The following is an 18,688-nucleotide window of genomic DNA, read 5'->3' as shown; positions in this document are numbered from 1 at the left end:
CGAAGATATCCTGTCTAAATAAAGCTTATAAAACCAAACACTATAAAGGAGGACGTTCAAAAACGCTAAGTCTATAAAAACAGTTGATGCTAAACTTGCGTTATTTATTCTATTGAACAACTCTACGTCTCCTAGCTTTTGATTTTGGTCTTGGATTAGCGACAGTCACCGAACGATAATATTGGTAGAAGATACTCTTCGTTCTTCAGGTATATTTGCCTTAGACAACTTAAAAGCAGCAAGTGTCACTATAGCTATTGATGTCATAGAAAGTCCTATTTCAATGTCCTAAAGAAACCAAAGTAAGAATTATCCTGGAAAAAGATATACACCATAAAGACACAATCATACTCGATTTAACGACACTTCGTGCCTGTCAATTTTTTTTTGAGATGGTCATACACATGATTTTACTCTTTTTAAAGAAAGTATAGGTCAAGTTTGTCAGAGCAATCACTTGTTTTTGTTATTTAGATACTGTGAATATTCATCAGATATCTTTATTCCTATAAAAAGTTCAAAAAGGCATGAATTGACTGTAGAGGATAAGAAATTTAATAGAGATAGTTATAATACGTATTAAAATTGAGCGTTTAAATGCTAAGTTTAAAACTTTTCAATTTGTGGAATCATCAACTATGAGTTAAAATAATTTACGAACAGAGGCTGTCCAAAAAACTTGATATCATACGTTTTATTGTGGAAATATTCATTTTTTTCTCCTGAAATTGAGTTTTTTCCCACACTCATTAATGTTATTGATATAATCCAATAATAATGATAATATCAAATAGTAATAAAAAAATTTGATAGTATTTTTTCATAATCGGTCACATTTTCTAATGATTGTTTATGGTAAATGGAGATAAGTATGATTTTAGGTGAAACTTATAGGAAAATAAGAGAAGAAAAGGGGATTTCTATTTCTTCATTAGCAGGTGCTGAAATTTCAAAATCTCAAATATCTAGGTTTGAATTAGGAGAAACAGAGATTTCTGTCTTTAAGTTATTGTATCTTCTTGAAAGAATAGGAGTAACACTAGAAGAATTTCTGCTTATCTGTAATCATTATCAACCTTCGGATTTTAATACCTTAATAGCTTCTGTTAAACAGGCCGCATATAATGAAGATACTCAAACATTACTAGATATGGTAGAGAAAGAAATGGAACTTTTTCGTGGGACAAATTCTCATTACCATAAATTAAATGCTATTTTCATTGAAAGTATTGTTTCGGGAATGGATAAGAATCATCAATTGAGTCGTCAGGACGCCTCTTATCTTACAAATTATTTATTTTCTGTTGAAAACTGGGGTTATTACGAAACGCTCATCCTTGGAAATTGCTGTCGTGTTCTATCTCCAGATTTATTATTTAGATATACCAAAGAGGCGCTCAAAAAAGGGAAGTTGTATAGTCCTATACCTAGAAATAGACAATCTCTCATTCAACTACTTCTCAATTCTTTGATTATAATGATTGAGAACGACTTATATGAGGAATCTTTATTTTTAAAACAGGCTACGAAGAATATATTAGCGGATTCCACAGATTTTTTTGAACAAACTATTTTGCTATATTTAGATGGATATTTGGAACTGAAATTCTATCATAATCAAAAATCACTTTTAAAAATCAAAGAAGCTTTAAAAATTTTCGAACTCTTCAATAAAACAATCTACAAAAATTACAAACAATACTTTGAGAAACACATCATTCATTTAGTAGACTAGGCCATTTATCTATAAGGTAATAACGTGATCAAACTCTTCCAATATTTCTGGATTTTGATCATGAGTAATGACAATAACAATTGCATCTTTAATGGATAGAATGTAGTCCATTATTTCATTTGCTTTTATTGGATCAAGGTTACTTGTAGGTTCGTCAAATATATAAACTGAATATGTTTTGACTAAAAACCTAGCTAAATCAATTCGTTGCTTTTCTCCTTCTGAAATGATTTTGTTTGATTGAGCTAGGTTTTTACGAAGGAAGTCTTCATTAAAACCTAAGGATTTTCTTAATTTTTCAGTTAAATGAAGGTTTCTAGCCAATTTGATATTCTCTAGAATATTGCCTTCAATTAGAAAGTCATTTTTTTGCACAAACGCAATATCTTTATATAACTCCTCTGAGGGAATATCAATATTCTGTTTTCCGTTGATTTTTATTTCTCCATCATAAAGATTTTTTGGATAATAATTTAGTATTAATTTTACTAAAGTTGTTTTCCCAGTTCCTGAAGCACCGATAATCGCATAGCGCTTGCCTTTTTTAAATTCATAGGAAAAATGATCAAATAATATTCTATTTTCAATTTCATAATATAATTGGCTAATAGAAATAGTCGAAATGTTATCACAATCAATTGTACTTGTTTTATGGAAAGTTCCATGATTTGTCTCATATAGATTTTCTTGGATATTATCAATAATGGACTTGCTACTGCTGATTAAATTTTTATTGTAAAGAATAGATTGTAGTGGAGCAAAAACACCGTTTAATAATTGAATACTTGCTACTAGTAGTCCAATAGTCAGTAAGTTATTTCTTACAAAAAAGATACCAGCGACCATACAGGATAGTTGAGAGCCAAAACTTAGTAAAATTCCAGTAGTTGAAGCTAAGTCTTTTAAGAATTGATATGTCTTTCTGGACTCTTCAAATTCTAAACTGATTCCCTGAATTTTTTCTTGGGTCCAGCTTTGAATATTTAATAACTTAATTTGTTCAAAACCATTAATAAAGTTTGTCATTTTTGACAAATAGTGACTATTTTGTAGGGAATAATTATTAGTTGCTTTAGTCATTAACTTTCCAGGAATTTGAGATAGAAAAATCGTTATACTCGACAATAAAAGAAAGACTAATGCTAATCGCCATTCTATATAGATAATGGCAACCACACTCATGATAAGGGTCCCTAAATTTGCAATTAGAGAGATTCTAGGAATCAATAAATTTTCTTGAATAAGGTCACTATTTTTGGTGATATTATTTAAGAAATCTGAATGGTTACGGTTGTCAATTTGGTTAAATTCACGCGATAAATAATGTAATAAGAGACCCTTTTTTAGATCTATAATAACTTTTTTTACATATTGATTTTTAAGATAGGAATAAGAACAAGAGATAAAGAACCACAGTAAAATTAAACTTACACAAATAGTGATATGAAAGAGTAATCCACTATTTGAATTAGTTATACTATCAAGTATTCTTCCTAATTGAAGAGAGAAGAATGTCATTAAAAGAGCACTTGTCAAGCTTAATAAAATAATCAAGAAATATAGAAATTTATATTGTTTCATAATCTGGTTCATATCTTACTCCTTAAGTAACTCTGATGAGAATATTATAATCCAAATATGAAAATCAGAAACAAACTTCCCGCATTTGGGACGCAATGAATAATTTACACTAAATATAAAAAATTATAAAATAATTATTTTTTAAAATAAGAGGAGAACTCATATTTTTATTTAACAATGAATATATCACACTAAACCAGATAAAATATACAAGTTAATTTGTACCGAAATTACTATATATTATAAGAAAAATAGAAACTCTTAAGCATTCTGTACACTTTAATTTTAATTCATCTCTTTTTGTTTCTCACACTAAGTACTAAGACGGGATTATAAGCACATCAACAAAAAGACTTTATTCAAACTTACCTTTGAATAAAGTCTTTTAACTATCTAAAAAGTTCACATTTTATGCTTATTTATGGAGTTAATGAAGCGCCAACTAAATCCTAGAACCAACATCAGATTGATGAAAAGGTACACAGCCGTAAAACTAGTTAAACCATATTGTCTGATATCATCAAAATATAAACTAGGTTCAGTAAAGAACAGATAAATTCCATAGACCTCTACGAAAATAAGAAAACTGACAAAACCAATAAGGAAAAGTCCACTGGCAATAAGAAAGAGTCTCCATAAAAGAATGATAATTCCTCCTACTGCTAAAAAAATTACTGGGATAAGGAGTAAATCATTCATGACTTTCTCCTTTCTAATCAATCAACTGACGATAATGGGTGGCAAGAGAGGAATCAAACTCTTCTAATTTTTGAACTAAGTCCAAATACTCTTCTTTTTCATGTTCTTCAAAGTCCACACCTTGATGATTCTGAAGAGCGATTTCCAATTGACTAGTGAGCTCTCGTTTAGAAAAACTGTAATCCCCTGTCACTTCCTCATAATGTTCCTTTAACTCCTTGTAGGCTTGGTATTCTTCAGGTGTTTGAAATCCCTGTACCAAAGCCTCTTCTAATTGATAATAGGTATCTTCCATCATAATCGTTACCTCGTTTCTTTCTATCTTTATTCTACCGCGCTTTTCTTTTCTTGTCCGCTATTTATATCTATTTTTTAATCTAATTCAAAAGAAAGTTGTTCTTGCTTTTCTTTTCCTTTTTCGTGGAATTGTCGTAAGGCCTGATCAATAATATCTAAATCCGTTTCTGTTTCAATCAATGGCGCGAGTACATCGTATTCGGCCTTTTTAGTTTGATAATCCTCTTCCTTTGGAAAATTTTTCTCAATTTCTACCTTAGCAGTAGTCCATTTATCCTTTAATTCATCCAATAAGTTCTGAGTTTTCACTTGGTCATCTTTAATGTGGTCTATCGTATGCTGAAGCCTTTGAATTGTCCCCAAAGGAGAATACAAATCTAAACTGACAGAATATTGGTTTTCTCCTACAATCTTAACAGAGAAGGTTTCAGGAAGAGGTTGATTTGTTGCAAGACTAAGCATTTTAATGTCAAATCCTCGATAACTTGCTAGGGTTCGAAATTCTTTGCTGTCAGATTGATTATGACGGATAAGACGGTGTAGGGATTCACCTGCTTCAGCTCGTTGCTCAAAAACTTGTTTACCTATCGTCATAGAAAATGATTGGTCTTTCGACATTTCAGACTGTTGAATGTCGCCTTCATACTTGCTTAATCGTTTCTCAAGAATGGGCATATTTTCTTCACAGTAAGAGATTGTATGACGATAGTGATCCTTGCTGCGTTGAAAGGCGCGTCTTTGATTTTCTAATAGAGTTAGATCATTCTCTAGTTCCATCTTATATTTGAGATAAGGATTACCTGTTGCTAGTGCCTTAAAATCAGAAGCTGTCATAGTCTGTTCATCAATATCTTCCGCAGCACGAATCGGCTCCTTAGAAGTCATAATCTGCTTAATATAACGGAGTTTGTTCTCCTGAGTTGCCCATAGATAATTATCAAACGAACCTTTGGTAATATAGTGGTAAATATCCACTTCCTTGTTTTCATTTCCCTGTCGGATAATACGTCCATTACGTTGCTGAATGTCACTTGGTCTCCACGGTACATCCAGATGGTGAACTGCTTTCATCTTGCTCTGAACATTTAAACCTGTTCCTCCTTTTTCAGTTGAGGCAAGAAGAACCCGAACCTCTCCTGCATTAACCTTTCGAGACAAGCTATTCTTCTTTTCATCACTATTGGCATCATGTACAAAGGCAATTTCCATACTAGGGATTCCTCTATCAACTAATAAAGCCTTAATCTCAGAATAAACATCAAAGCCATTATCTTTTTTCTTAGGTGTGCCAATATCTGAAAAAATCATCTGAGTAGCCTTATTTTCCATTCCCTCACGATAAATTCTTTCAACATTATCCACTACCTGAAGCAGTTTATGATTGTCTGCTAGACTATAACTAGAGTCCAATAAACGCATATCAATAGCTAATTTTCGTGCCTCACCCGTAATTTTTAACATGTTATCCTGACTTGGATCAACTGTTCCACATTTGACCGCATCTGATCTCATAACCAATTCTTCTAGATAGAGTTTCTGGTTTTCAGTTAACTCACTCTCAATAGGGATAATATGGGCTTCTGGTACAGGTAAATCCAACATATCTTGTGTTTGAATGTCGGCTGTTTCTTTATAGATTTTCATCAACTCAGGTAGATTGACAAACTTTTTAAATCGTTTCTTAGGCTGGTACTTATCCCCTGTAGGAGCTAATTCCATAGAGTTTTGAATTTCTCCAAAAGCACCTACCCAAGAGTCAAAATAATCAACTTGATAGCGTTTTAAGATATCCGGTTGAATGTAGTTCATCATAGTATACAGCTCACTAATTGAATTTGAAACAGGTGTTCCTGTCGCAAAGACAATATTTTTAAAATCATGTTCTTCCTGAATCTGTCGAACCTTCATTTCCATATCCACATTCTTCTTAGACGTTGTATTGGTAATCCCTGCTACATTTCCAAGTCCAGTAATTGGACGTATATTTTTAAAGTGATGTGCTTCATCCACAAAGAGAAAATCAATTCCTAAGTTCTCAAAATCAATAAAACTATCACGATTAAAGCGTTGGAGTTCTTCCAATTGTTTCTCAAGACCACTTATTGATTGCTCTGCTTCTTTAACGGTGTACTTATTTTCAGAATGTGTTTTAATCTCTCGTAGTTCATTGAGTTTATCCTCGATATAATTCATCTGTCTTTCCTTACTGACAGGGATTTTTTCAAATTGAGAATCCCCAATGACAATGGCATCGTAATCTCCTGTAATAATACGTGACACAAACTGTTTTCTTCTTGCCTTCACAAAATCTTTCTTAGTGGTCACAAAGACTTTTTTAGTAGGGAAAAATTTCATGATTTCTTGGCCAAACTGAGCAGACAAACTAGAGGGCACCACATACAAGGGCTTATGAACCATCCCCAACTCCTTTAATTTAAAGCCAGCACCAAGCATGGTCAAGGTCTTTCCTGAACCTACCTCATGAGCTAACAAGGCTCTTTTTTCTTCTACAATTCTTTGAATGGCATTCTCTTGATGAGGACGAAGACTGATGTTTTGTGCCAAGCCATCAATGACTAAATGGCTACCGTCATACTCTCGACTAACCGTTCGATTATAAAGACGATTATAACTTTCTTCAATGACTTGTTGAACTTCTGGATACCGTGAGACAAAGTCTTGAAAGAGTTCTTGTAAATGCTGCTCTTTTGCTCTTAGAACAGAGGTTTTTTCCAAATCTGTGATGGTCTTTTTCTTTTCCCCTTCCGTAACAGTCATAGTAATAGTCGGTTGGTTCGAATTAAGTAAATTCTCAAAAATCTTTCTTCCTGTATCATAACGTGAGCCACTGACTCCAAGACTACTATCTTTGGCACTTGGATAGCGATAAGCAAATGGTGTCCTTAAATGAACCTGCCCATCGACAGGATTCACTTCAATGACTTGTTCAACATCAGGCGAAGACAATTCAAATTCACGGTTGGTAAAACATTCAAAGGCAAATTTACCATAAACGGATTGAGGAATCCAACGTGACCCTATTTTAAACTCAATATCTGCCAGATGAATCCTTGGAGGGCGAACAGATTCTAACAAATCTAACGCATGAGTCCAATCACATTCTTGGTTGTTTTCCTCTACTAATAGTTGAACTACTTCTATCTTGTTGAGAATATCTCCTGACAAAAACTGGTTCTTAGAAAGATAATTTCTTTCCCCTCTTAAATAGCTTTCTGGATCCATTAAGATCTGGTCACCCAACTCATCTAAAATAGCTGCTTGGCTATGTTCAGGGTAAATTGATACCATAAAGTCTATATCAACCCCTCTACCATCTGATAAACTGGAGTTTAAGGCATCTAAAGCCGTTGAAACTCTTGTAATCACTCTCTCCGGCCTAACCAATGCTTTCTCAAAGGCTAAAGATTTTTTATATTTTACTTTCTGATCTTTAGAATCAATGTATTCATCTTCTAAACTTGCTAGTAAAGAATACTTATCGTCACTATCAAATAAGTTTCGATTGACTGAGACATTCAAGTATCCAAATTGGCTTACAAACCGATCATAGTCACGATTGAGTTTACTAAGTAATACCTGAAAATCTGTCCGACTATAATCTGGATGGCGTTGAATTTCAATTAAGGCTTGATAGGTCTCTCTCAAATCAACCATGCCCTTAATGCGACTAATATCCTTATCCGATAAGGGGCTTTCATAAAAGACCGTTTTTTTGAACAAGCCCTTATATTTCCCTCTTTTACTCGCTTCTTCTGACTTGTATACATCTAGTGCTTCCTCATCTGTCAAATGAAGTTGCACGAATCGATCTATTTTATGTTCAGACAAGGAACTGTCCCAAGCTTTAAAATCTCCCTTCTCATCTACATAATAACTAATTTCGTCTACTTTTGAACTTCTCCGAATGCCATGCGTATCTCGATAATAAATTTGATTTCCCTCATATCCAAAAGAATAGAGCGCTAAGTTCTCACGTATATGACTTGGGATAGAATTATCCACTTCTTCTTGGATAAAAACAGGTGCTTTCAAAGAATTGTCAATTTGTTTAGGTGCTTCTACATTCTCTAATGCTTTCATTATGTCAGTAGCTAATGTTTCTGATTCCCCCTTAACATTGAGGGTTCCTCCATTAAAATTACGTACCTCATATTCACCCAAAACTTGTGTATTGTATTTCCCATCAAAATAAGGATTGATCCAGACACGCTTATCCTCCTCAAAGGGAACAGAGCCACTAAAGACAAGTTCCTCCTCATTAAGATTCTTTGCTTGATCCTTTTGAAAGAATAGGAGATCTGTGGTCACTCGGGTACCTGCAATCTTTTTAAAAGCCGTATCCGGCAACCGAACTCCCCCTAAAAAATGAGTATTGGATTTAATCTCTTGTAAGACATTATCTGTCCGCTTATCCATTGTCCCAATAGATGAGATAATCGACACTTGTCCTCCGTCTCTTACTAAATCAAGTGAGTGTTTGACAAAGTAATCATGAATCATATAAGGTTTATCATAGTTTTTATCGGCAATGCGAAAATTTCCAAAAGGAACATTCGTTAAGACTAAATCAAAACTATTATTTTGATAGGGAACTTCTTCAAATCCTCGCACTTCAATATGGGTATTGGGGTGGAGTTGTTTTGCGATTGCACCAGTCACACTGTCTAATTCAACCCCATAGAGTTCTGATTTCTCTCGTATACTTCTAGGCATCGCCGCAAAGAAGTTCCCAGTCCCCATAGAAGGATCTAATATCCTTCCTCCCTCAAAACCATCATCCAGTAATTTTTGCCAAATCTGGCGAATAATCATTGGGTCTGTATAATAGGCTGTGAGAGAACTTTGTTTTATGGTCGAGTATTCTGATTTACTTACTAAGCTCTTAAGAGTTAAACGTTCTGTTTCATACTTTGGATTGAGTTCATCGAAAAATTCATTGGCAAGACCGCCCCAGCCGACATACTTGGCGAGTAGCTCTTGTTCTTCTGGATTCGCTTGTCGTCTCTCTTTTTCTAATCTTTTAACAAGTTCAATTGCGGCGATATTCGTTTCAATCTTTTCTCGATTTGTCTTAGGATAAAAGTCCTCTAAATCATCTGGAAAAACAAAATCTAGAACAGGGACATCCGTCTCTTCTATACCTGAAATTAAAGATTTTGTTTCCTTATCCTTATCCTTTTCATTTACATTTTCTTCTTCCAGGTATGAAAACAAATCTATTTCCTGACTTTCACTTGATGAATCAATCTCAATCTCTGAATCTTCTTTTTCAAGTTCTAAATGAGACAATACTTGTTCAATCTCTTCCAAACTGTTCAAGTATAAGATAGGATTCTCTTCAAATAACTGGTTGGAATCATTGAATAGCTCTAGGCGAACTAAGTCATTTAACTGCGCATTTTCAATCGAAACCAACTGAAATACTTGTCCTTTATAACTTACTTGTGAACCGATTGGATATTCCCTCAAAGCTTCTTCTACAATTTTATCGACATTAGAAAAGGAGTTAGTTTCTTCCGTTTCCTGTTCAATATCACTTGAAGGAGATAAAATTTTCTCTACTTGATTAGACTTTTCGCTTTTAGCTTTTACTTCATCAAAATGAGTAATAATCTTCAGCTTTTGTGTCAGTGGGAGTTGTATGTAGTTTTCTTCATGATGGACAAGATCCGTAACGATATCTAAAGTAGCCATCAATTCTGAACCCAAATAGGCTAGAACATCTCCCTCTTTTTCTTCAAAATGAATCTCAGGAACTTCTTTTTTAACCTCTTTTGAGTCAACCATTAGAAGAAATTCCTCTATATCTCTACTAATACGGTCAGATAGATTATTCGCAACCCGATAGACATTGACTAAATTAACATCCTGATTCTGATGAAATACAAGCTCACTTAATGGTGTTAGTTTCTCTTTTTCAGATTGGATGTAAAATCGAGTGGAAAGGTTATAGCTTGCGACTTTTAGCACCAAATTTTTCTCAAAATTACTTAATTGAGATAATTTATCTAGTCCTGCTTGTCCAAAATTTCTTGTGTAACTTTCTAGATCTTGGTCATTATTTTCAGAACTGGCCTCTAGGAAAGAAACAATGTCTTGATGAAACGAATAGACATGAGGTATCTCTTCTATCTTCTCCTCTTCAGTCAAAAAACTCTCTACCAAGTCCTGCCATTTCTCATCAAAATGTTGCGCCTGATAGCGAAGAAATAGGTCCATTTTATCCCTATCTTTTGGAATTGTTCCACGAAACATAGCCAATAATTGTATTACTTCCATACTCGCTCCTTTCATCTATACGAAAATAGGAGAATCACATGATTCCCCTACAACTCTATCTCCATTTCAACCTCTTGAGGACTGGTTTCTAAATCACTAGATAAAAGAGAAACGGCATCCATTCTCATGTAGTAAGTATATAAGTCTTCTAGGTCTTGTTGGTTTTCAATCCCTGTTTCAATACTAATCAGAGCCAGTATAAATTCCTTGTAGTGACTCTCCATCATATCTGAAATCTTTTGTTTCATTTCCATAAATACTGATGACGATTCAGTGATACTTGTTTGGTCTATGTCTTGTAAATCCTTTTCTAAGGGATTGGTTCCTTCTTCTATTTCCACTAAATCTGAACGTCCATCACCATCAGAATCTGAGCTAAGAGGATTGGTTCCTAGGGCCAATTCTTGAGCATCAGTTAATCCATCTTGATCCGAATCACGTTGATAAATGGCTTCCATATACTTCCTTCTTTCCTAGTTAATTTTTTTTCACTCCAATCCTACCAAATATTCCTTGAAAGAAGTATCACAACAAAAAAAGAGAACGAGCCAAAACTGCGTTCTCCTGAAAATGATAAAAATATATTTTATACCACAAAAGATATGTAAACTAATCTTTTAAATAATAAAAAAGTTCCGATGTTTGTAAATGTTTTGAGTAAATTGAAATTACTTTTTGACCTTTTGGAAATACTGTCTTTCTCTTCAAATCTAATAAAGATTGAGGAACAATTTTCCTAGAGGTCTCTTTCAATGTTAATGCTATTATCTGTTTTCTTGTACGTAGAGCATAATCAAACTCCAAATACAAATAACGTCCTGAACCAGTTAGATGAACATGCTTTCCCAATAACTCCCCAATGGATCCTAAAACTTGTAACTTTTGCATCGTGGTTCCATCTTTTTTTATTTTCAACTCATCAATTATGACATGTCTATTTAAACAATCGTCAAAGAAACTGCCTGCACCTTTTCGGTAATCAACACCACATAGGTGCATGAAATTAGTAGGTGAAAAATGAAGTTCAACACTTTCAATTTCCGTTTCATAATACATAATTTTGCCAACAAAGTGTTCTTTAAAAAAAGAAGCCGCAATTTGTAACTGTGTAAAAAAACGCTGAAGTTTTATTGTTTCGGTGTAATTTGGATTACGATAATCTCTAGAATTTGCCATATTTTCCTCACAAAAAAAGGTGGTTTACAGAGTCTGTAAGCCACCTAGTCAGTCGGTTTATTCTGGTGTCTGCCACCGCTTGGCCCTTACGTCCAAGATTGCTATCGGATTTCGTTCTGGTGTCCGCCACCGCTTGGCCCTTACGTCCAAGATTACTATCAGATTGACCATGAGCCGACCACTCATCTACACTATTTATTTTACCTGAAAATAGCTAAAATTGCAAGTGTAAACTTCTTTATTTCGTAGTATAGGCAAAACTAATGGCACTATCTGCATGAGAGATTTTTCTAAAGGTATAGTTAGGGTTGCCACCATAGTTAGTTTCAGACACAAGGAAAGAACCATCATCATAGACCTTCTCTACAAAAGCCACATGACCGTAGATAGCTGGTGTACCATGTGTACCTCCTACAAAAGAAACAATAGCACCTGCTCTTGGTGTGGAACCCGTTTCTCCACCAAGACTTGAAGCTGTCGCAACCCAGTCCTGACCATTTCCCATGGTATTAATGATTGAAATCTTCTCTCCATTGCTTCCTTTTAATTTTAAGCCTAATTGATTCATACGAGCCGCAACACCCCATGTACATTGTCCATAGGCATAGGCCATACCATCTCCACCACCAGGAACAGAATGTTCATACAAGTCTCCACGAACACCTTCAAGGGATTGCGGGTCACTTTTTGCCTGTCCTCCATTTGTTTGGCTGAAGCCTTTTTCAATTTGGTAATACCATTCCGTTGCTCTGGTTTGTCTTTCCAGTAGTTTGTCACCAGAATTTCCCTCCCAATAGGTGAGGAAGAGTTGGGCGAGATTGGCTGCACTGCCCGTATTTTTAAAGAAATCCTTTAACCAACTTTGATAGTAAGGACTATCCCCATGAAGCATAAAATCAAGTTGTAGGTCTAAATCATACCATTTCTTATTTTGGGTGCGTGCATAATTTAACAAAGCTGTATGACGTGTTGAACCATCTGCGGTATCCGTCCATTGACCTAACCCCAAACCTCTATGAAGGATATTAGGATAAGCACCACTATAAATGGCTGGCCCTCCTATCGCTAACCAGGTTTCATCATCCCATGAGGAATCGGTAGCGCCAACTGGAGGAGATAAATAATCCCCTTCAGCTCGTTTAGGATTGATAGAAGACTCTACCGACCAATTTCCTAAAATAGCCGCAATGGCTTGGGGACTTGCCCCTTGAGATTTCAAAAAATCATAAATATGTTTTGCTCGTTCAAACTCATCTCCACCAAACTGACCAATGGCAGGTAAGATAGTTGTCTGAAGTTGAATGACTTTTGGAAAATAAAATTGCGGATTGACATATACCAATTTTTCTTTCTTGTTCTTATACTTTTGATAGGAAACTTTCAAACCTGTATCATCTGGTGTTTCACCAATAACATCACCCGTTAAGACCCTTGTCCCCTCAATCGCACGGCCATTATGAATGGAATATAAGGTTAAACGACTCTCATTCTCACCTTTTCCGTTAGTGAGAATAACATCATCTCCATCTAGAGATACAACTCCATCCATTGGTGCGACAATCGTTTGGTGAGCCTTCGCTTCTAATAGAATGTACTCCTGAAGAGTAGGTTTTCCGTCTAAATCATAGTATCCATAACGATAAGTCATGGTCAAACTATCTTCGTTACTTTTCCCCTCAAATGGATTGTCCAATTCCTGCATGGAAGCATACACACCTTCTTCTTTTAGTTCCTTTATTTCCTCTTGATCGTCTTTCGAGAGTTTATACTTAGGAGTTTCATAAAGGTCTTGCATGGATTTCAAATCTTCCCCATCGTTTAAATCATGCCACAAAGCAGATAGATAATCCTTGTAAGTTTCTGAACTAAACAAATGAACTGGTTTCTGTAACTCATAGTCATGGAATTTAAAGTTCATATAGCCCATCACATCATCAACTTTTGTGTAATAGGTAATTCCTTTGTCATTTGTACGAGTATGTTCTGCATCTTCCCAAGTTAGGTGGGTATAAGCTTTTGTTAATTCAAATTCATCTTGTTGAATCAAACTAGCAGATGAAAATCCTAAAAAGAAGCTCATCATAAGTAAAAGAAGAAAGACTATTCCTCCAACTATCCAGATTACAGGATTTCCAGCCACAAATGTAAAGAAGGAAAAGGCTCCTTTTAATTTTTGATAGATATTTCGGACACTTAAAAGACCTTGTTTCTTTAATTTTCGATACCGATTTTTAAAGGAACTTGGATTATCTTTAGTTAGTTTCCATCCTTTTCCATCCTTAAAATGATGGTATCGCTCTTTTGTGTTGGTCAGTCTTTTCTTGGTAAAACGACCTGTTGCTTGTCCTGTTTTGACACTAGCTTTTCCAAGATTATAAGAAAGCCGACTGTAGCGTTTCCCTTTTCTAATGGTCTCATGAAGTGTGCGATAACTTTCTAAATCTTCATTTTCTGAAGCTAACTCTCCACCTTCACGTCCAAGGACATAAAGAAAGGTTTTGGCTTTCCTACTGATTTTTTTGAACTTATAGGCTTGCTTAGTAGATTTTAGATTCTCTTTTGCGGCTTTGACTTCTTTCTTAGCTTTTAATTCTTCTAGATTCTTCCCTTGAAGGAAAAAATTGGATTTTACTTTCGTTTCCTGACCGTAGAAAAATTTTTGATTGGTTTTTCTTTCTTTACGACTCTCTTTTCTTTCTTCTTTTGCTTCAACCTTAGCTTCCTTAAATTGTTTCTTGGCTATTTTCAATCGTTTCCTAGCATGAGGCAATCGTCTATCTCTTAATTCTTTCCGATTCAAAAGTGATGGAGGACTATTTTGAAGAATATGATTGTAGTCTTCATTTGCTTGTTTTACTCTAGCCTTTGAAGCTTCTCTCATATTCTCCAGCTTTTGCTTTATCTCATTTTTCCATGCTTTTTCATCCAGTACAGCGGAATCTTTTTTCTGTTTTCTCACCTCCTTCTTTCCTTGTTTTAAGAATTTCTTCTCATCTTTTAGACTTCTTCTAAATGCCTTTCGGGCACGTATGATTTCTCTCTTATCCTTCATTTACCTTCCCCTTAATTAGAAGCCATTTTATCAGGATCTGTACTCATGATATCAAACAATTGTGTACCTTGGGGAATCTTATTTTTAAAGGGAACGACAACTGAACCAGCTTTTATTAGTCCTGCCCCTTTTTCTGGATTGACTAGGTATTTTTCGAGTTCTTTTGACAAGCCTAAGAGTTGAACTAGTTCTTCTCGGTCATTTTTTGCTTGCTTGAGGAGAATCATAAATTCACTATTGGCAATAATCCGTCTACCATTTGGATCTAACAATAAGGTTTCGACATTTTGGGTTATCCCAGTCGGACTGGCTCCATATTTTCTGACACGACTCCACAATTTAAAGAAGAAATCACTGGCATATTTATCTAATAAAAGAAGCTGCATTTCATCAAAATAAATCCAAGTCTTCTTCCCTAATTTTTGGTTCCGAACGACACGATTCCATATCTGATCAAAAACAACCATAAGAGCGATTTGTTTCAGCTCATCTCCTAACTTTTTAACGTTATAGATTAAGAAGTTAGATCCTGTCTGAATATTGGTCTTATGAGAAAAAATATCAAGAGAACCTTCAACATACAGTTCCATATCAAGTGCCAAATTCTGCGCTTCTTCTTCTGGTTGTTGGCTCAAGACAAAGACCCATTCTTCCAAAGAAGGCTCTTTAAATGACTGATAGGTGAGTCTGGTGACTCGGTCTATAATCGATTTTTCTCTCCCATCCATTTTTCTATCCAATAACTTGCCAATAAAAGATAAAAGAAATTCTGATTTTACCTTTACAGGATCCTCATCCATATTTTCCTCAGACAAGTCAAGGACATTGAGATAAGTTTGGGAATCGGGCGCAATATCAATCATTTCTCCCCCAAAAGCTCGTCCAATGACACTGTATTCTGCTTCTGGATCCACGATGATAATTTCAGTATTTTCACCAGATTCCTTGATTTTGGTCGTGATAATTTCATGCTTAGTTGCCATCCCTTTCCCAGCTCCAGATGTTCCTAAAATCAGACCAGACGGTGTATTTAATAGGCTGCGATCAATGGTAATAATATTGCTTGAGATTTGATTGATACCATAATATTTCCCACTACGGTCTTGTAAGTCTACTGAAGTCCAAGGTGAGTTCACTGCTATATTGGACGTTAATAAACTCCGTGATACTCCCTCTAAAAAATCACAACCAAATGGCAGCAAACTATTAAAGGCTGCTTCTTGCATATATGGAAGTTTATCAATCATTAGGTCATTTGAGCCGGCCACTTGTTGGATAGTGTCTAGGGCTTGTTTGAGTTCTTCTTCATCCTGACCAAAGACCCCAATCAAGAAGACCGTTTGAAATAGTTTATCTCCTGTCTCGGTCATGGTTTTTAAGAGTTCCTCAGCTTCATCGATATTGCTTTCTAATACATGACCTACTTTTTCCAAATAGATACCTGTACGAGCTAGTTTTTGTTGTTCCCCAATCTTTTGGGATTCCATTAAGGTTTTCTTTGTTCGTAGTTTCTTCATGGCATCTGCCTTGGTCGAACTTTGAGCATGAAGGCTTACAATCAATTCCAGATCTCCTTGCATGAGGTCTCGGATAAACTGATCCCCTAATTCCATACCGTAGTCTCTCACATAGACAATCTGTAATAAGCGGTCATTGATTTGTAGGTAATTCTTGTTTTTAAAATCCAAGAGATTAGGTGCTATGAAGTGACGAGTTGTCTGGCCAGATCTCGTTAAATCACGATAAGAAAAAGGAAGATGGTGTTCTCCTCTAAGCATATCTGCCAACAAGTTCACCCGTTCTTCTCCAGTCAAGGATCCAAATCGAGCATCAATTTCTGAGAAACCACTCTTGAAATATTCGCCTATTTGAGACAAGGAACGATAAGCTTGTTTGGGATTAGAATCCTTTCTACCAAAACTAATCAGTTTCACAGCCGAAAAGTTATTTTCACCACTATCTAAATTTTGATTCATCATCCGATTCAATTCTTTACGATAGCTATCGTACCCATCTTCTTTTTCCTCATACAAAACACTGTGTCTGAATTTTTCTAAATTCAATCTTTTATTAAAAATGGTCAATTGGAAGTTGGTTTGGTCATCTAAAGAGTTAATCAAATCAGAATACTTCTCAATGATTGCTCCCTTATCTTCTAAACCAACGGTCTGGTAATTGACATCACCAAGTAAATAGCTTTGTGAAAAATAATCTTCTTTTACCTGCATCAGACCATTTTGATACAAGGCTTGATAGGAAAGAGTATTAGCCGTTGATGGTAACACTTCCTCTTTTTTATCTTTAACTTCTTCCTTTTTATTAGTCGTTGAAGTCTTTTGTTTCTTTAATGTATTTGATTTTCTTTTCATGTTCAAGTCCTTTCTTTCCTGAAATTGTGCGTAGGGGTATCGTTAGTTCAAAATGAAGACGGTATTTCAAATAATGTTCAAAATATAAATCATTGGGTTTATAGACTCCAAAAAGCAAGAGGGGGATGGTAAAAGCAAACACAAAACCGTAAACAAACCAATCTCCAAATTGCCAGAAAAAGAGATTCAAGCCCAAAACAATAATTGTGACAATAAAGGCTGGTAAAACAAAGATGATTTGTCTTGTGGTGAAACCTAACCAAGCCCTGTGTTGGTATTTTGAGATGTCTTTAAAGACACGTGTATTCATGACTTTCCTTTCTAAAAAGGCTAAGAAGCAACCACTTCCTAGCCTTTATCTAATTACATACCTAAGATTGAGCGAGCCGTACGTTGAGAACCAACGAGGGCAATAATCAGTAAGATAGCTTGTACCAAACTACCAAACATAATCGCAAGTGATTGCAGGACTCCTGCACCATTTGAAACAGCTATTTTACCAGCAGATTCAAACAAAGGAACAAGAGAAACAATCAGAAAAATAAGAACCCCTTGTACCGCATAGACCATAATATTTTTTAAATAGCCTAAACCAATAGACTTCCATTCATCACTTAAAAATGTTGGAATCGTAAGAGGGGCAAATGGGATCATAAGGTAGAGTTGAATAAATCGAATAGATACCAAAAGATTAACCATGGCTGCACTTACTATCCGAACAAGCCAAATGAGGAGGGCGAAAAAGCCCACAATCATCCGGCCAATAAATCCTGACCCTTTTAATCCAGAGAGTGTATCATACTTTGCCCCACCGTGAGCCACAATCGAGGCCACTTGTTCAATGGCATGACTCGCAATCCCGATGATGGCTTCTACAATGACGGTAGTGTTGGTAATTACAACTGCGACCATAATATAACTAATCAGCATTGGCGCTAAGGCTTCAAAGGTCATCGCTCCACCAGAGTTAGCAATTTTCTTAGCCATCTTCGAAAATTCTAGGATGAGAACAACCGATAAAATCGCAACTCCAAGGGGCTGCATGACACTTTTAGTAATACTAGACATATAAGTCCAAACGGTTGGATTGTAGTTAGATAGTGATTTAATCAGATCTACCGTAGATTGTAAATCTACATTAAATCCTTCAAATAAATTTTCAGCTGATATTTTTTCAGATGCAAGGTAAACAAAGGGTGAGACTAAACTAAGATTCATGTCATTGTTTATCCTCCTAAATTGAAATCTGGGTTACAAAGGCTCCAGCAGCCCCGACCATAACTCCACCGACAATTTCAAGAATGGCATTCCGAACACCTGGTCCTCCATCTTTAATGTTGGTTGCAAGATTGACAATCCCCACAACAACGAGAAAGGCACCAACGGCAATCAATCCCTTCTGTAACAAAGACATAGCTTGTGCAAACATAGCACTTGCGTCTACTCCATAAACAAAACCTTTAAAATGCGTAAACATGT

General features: G+C 35.4%; 13 protein-coding genes. 2 read left to right on the top strand and 11 right to left on the bottom strand.

What is annotated here, in order from left to right; translation table 11 throughout:
* Window positions 1-871 precede the first annotated feature (871 nt).
* The gene (locus tag NMM25_RS01010) at window positions 872-1,735 is read left to right on the top strand and encodes a helix-turn-helix domain-containing protein (RefSeq protein ID WP_000600262.1); all 864 of its coding nucleotides are present in this window, start codon (window positions 872-874) and stop codon (window positions 1,733-1,735) included.
* Window positions 1,736-1,744: 9 nt separating this feature from the next.
* On the opposite strand, the gene NMM25_RS01005 is transcribed toward NMM25_RS01010, so the two are convergent.
* The 6 genes from NMM25_RS01005 to NMM25_RS00980 form a co-directional block, all read right to left on the bottom strand.
* Entirely contained in the window at window positions 1,745-3,328 is a 1,584-nt protein-coding gene (locus NMM25_RS01005) for an ABC transporter ATP-binding protein (RefSeq protein WP_001071845.1), read from the bottom strand.
* A 390-nt stretch (window positions 3,329-3,718) separates the two neighbouring features.
* On the bottom strand, window positions 3,719-4,015 hold the full coding sequence (locus NMM25_RS01000; RefSeq protein WP_000998887.1) for a DUF5966 family protein: 297 nt from the start codon (window positions 4,013-4,015) through the stop codon (window positions 3,719-3,721).
* Between the two features lie 13 nt (window positions 4,016-4,028).
* Complete coding sequence (locus NMM25_RS00995; RefSeq protein ID WP_000969637.1) at window positions 4,029-4,313, bottom strand: DUF5962 family protein; 285 nt, start codon at window positions 4,311-4,313, stop codon at window positions 4,029-4,031.
* Between the two features lie 74 nt (window positions 4,314-4,387).
* Window positions 4,388-10,612, bottom strand: coding sequence for an SNF2-related protein (locus NMM25_RS00990; RefSeq protein WP_000452056.1), 6,225 nt, complete (start codon window positions 10,610-10,612; stop codon window positions 4,388-4,390).
* 47 nt (window positions 10,613-10,659) lie between these two features.
* Window positions 10,660-11,070 carry a thrombospondin type 3 repeat-containing protein gene (locus NMM25_RS00985; protein WP_000387513.1) on the bottom strand — a complete coding sequence of 137 codons (411 nt, stop codon included), beginning with the start codon at window positions 11,068-11,070 and terminating at the stop codon, window positions 10,660-10,662.
* Window positions 11,071-11,221: 151 nt separating this feature from the next.
* Entirely contained in the window at window positions 11,222-11,788 is a 567-nt protein-coding gene (locus tag NMM25_RS00980) for a PBECR4 domain-containing protein (protein ID WP_000013902.1), read from the bottom strand.
* 19 nt (window positions 11,789-11,807) lie between these two features.
* Between NMM25_RS00980 and NMM25_RS00975 the strand changes: the two genes are divergently transcribed.
* Window positions 11,808-11,996: a hypothetical protein gene (locus NMM25_RS00975; protein ID WP_162837271.1), complete on the top strand. Its 189-nt coding sequence runs from the start codon at window positions 11,808-11,810 to the stop codon at window positions 11,994-11,996.
* 30 nt (window positions 11,997-12,026) lie between these two features.
* Here NMM25_RS00975 and NMM25_RS00970 read toward each other — a convergent pair whose 3' ends face one another.
* The 5 genes from NMM25_RS00970 to NMM25_RS00950 are packed head-to-tail and all read right to left on the bottom strand — an operon-like array spanning window position 12,027 to window position 18,686.
* Entirely contained in the window at window positions 12,027-14,840 is a 2,814-nt protein-coding gene (locus NMM25_RS00970; RefSeq protein ID WP_000653462.1) for a phage tail tip lysozyme, read from the bottom strand.
* Window positions 14,841-14,851: 11 nt separating this feature from the next.
* The gene (locus NMM25_RS00965; RefSeq protein WP_000824180.1) at window positions 14,852-17,209 is read right to left on the bottom strand and encodes a VirB4-like conjugal transfer ATPase, CD1110 family; all 2,358 of its coding nucleotides are present in this window, start codon (window positions 17,207-17,209) and stop codon (window positions 14,852-14,854) included.
* Entirely contained in the window at window positions 17,160-17,519 is a 360-nt protein-coding gene (locus tag NMM25_RS00960) for a PrgI family protein (RefSeq protein ID WP_001097587.1), read from the bottom strand. The genes NMM25_RS00965 and NMM25_RS00960 overlap by 50 nt, the downstream gene beginning before the upstream one ends.
* A 53-nt stretch (window positions 17,520-17,572) precedes the next feature.
* Window positions 17,573-18,427 carry a hypothetical protein gene (locus NMM25_RS00955; RefSeq protein WP_001054254.1) on the bottom strand — a complete coding sequence of 285 codons (855 nt, stop codon included), beginning with the start codon at window positions 18,425-18,427 and terminating at the stop codon, window positions 17,573-17,575.
* A 16-nt stretch (window positions 18,428-18,443) separates the two neighbouring features.
* Window positions 18,444-18,686, bottom strand: a complete 243-nt coding sequence (locus tag NMM25_RS00950) for a hypothetical protein (protein WP_000494028.1) — start codon at window positions 18,684-18,686, stop codon at window positions 18,444-18,446.
* Between the last annotated feature and the right edge of the window lie 2 nt (window positions 18,687-18,688).

This window comes from Streptococcus sp. CF10-1 (assembly GCF_024295825.1).
Classification (GTDB): domain Bacteria; phylum Bacillota; class Bacilli; order Lactobacillales; family Streptococcaceae; genus Streptococcus.
Note: the sequence above shows the minus strand (reverse complement) of the source record. Positions and strands in the feature narration are given on the sequence as shown.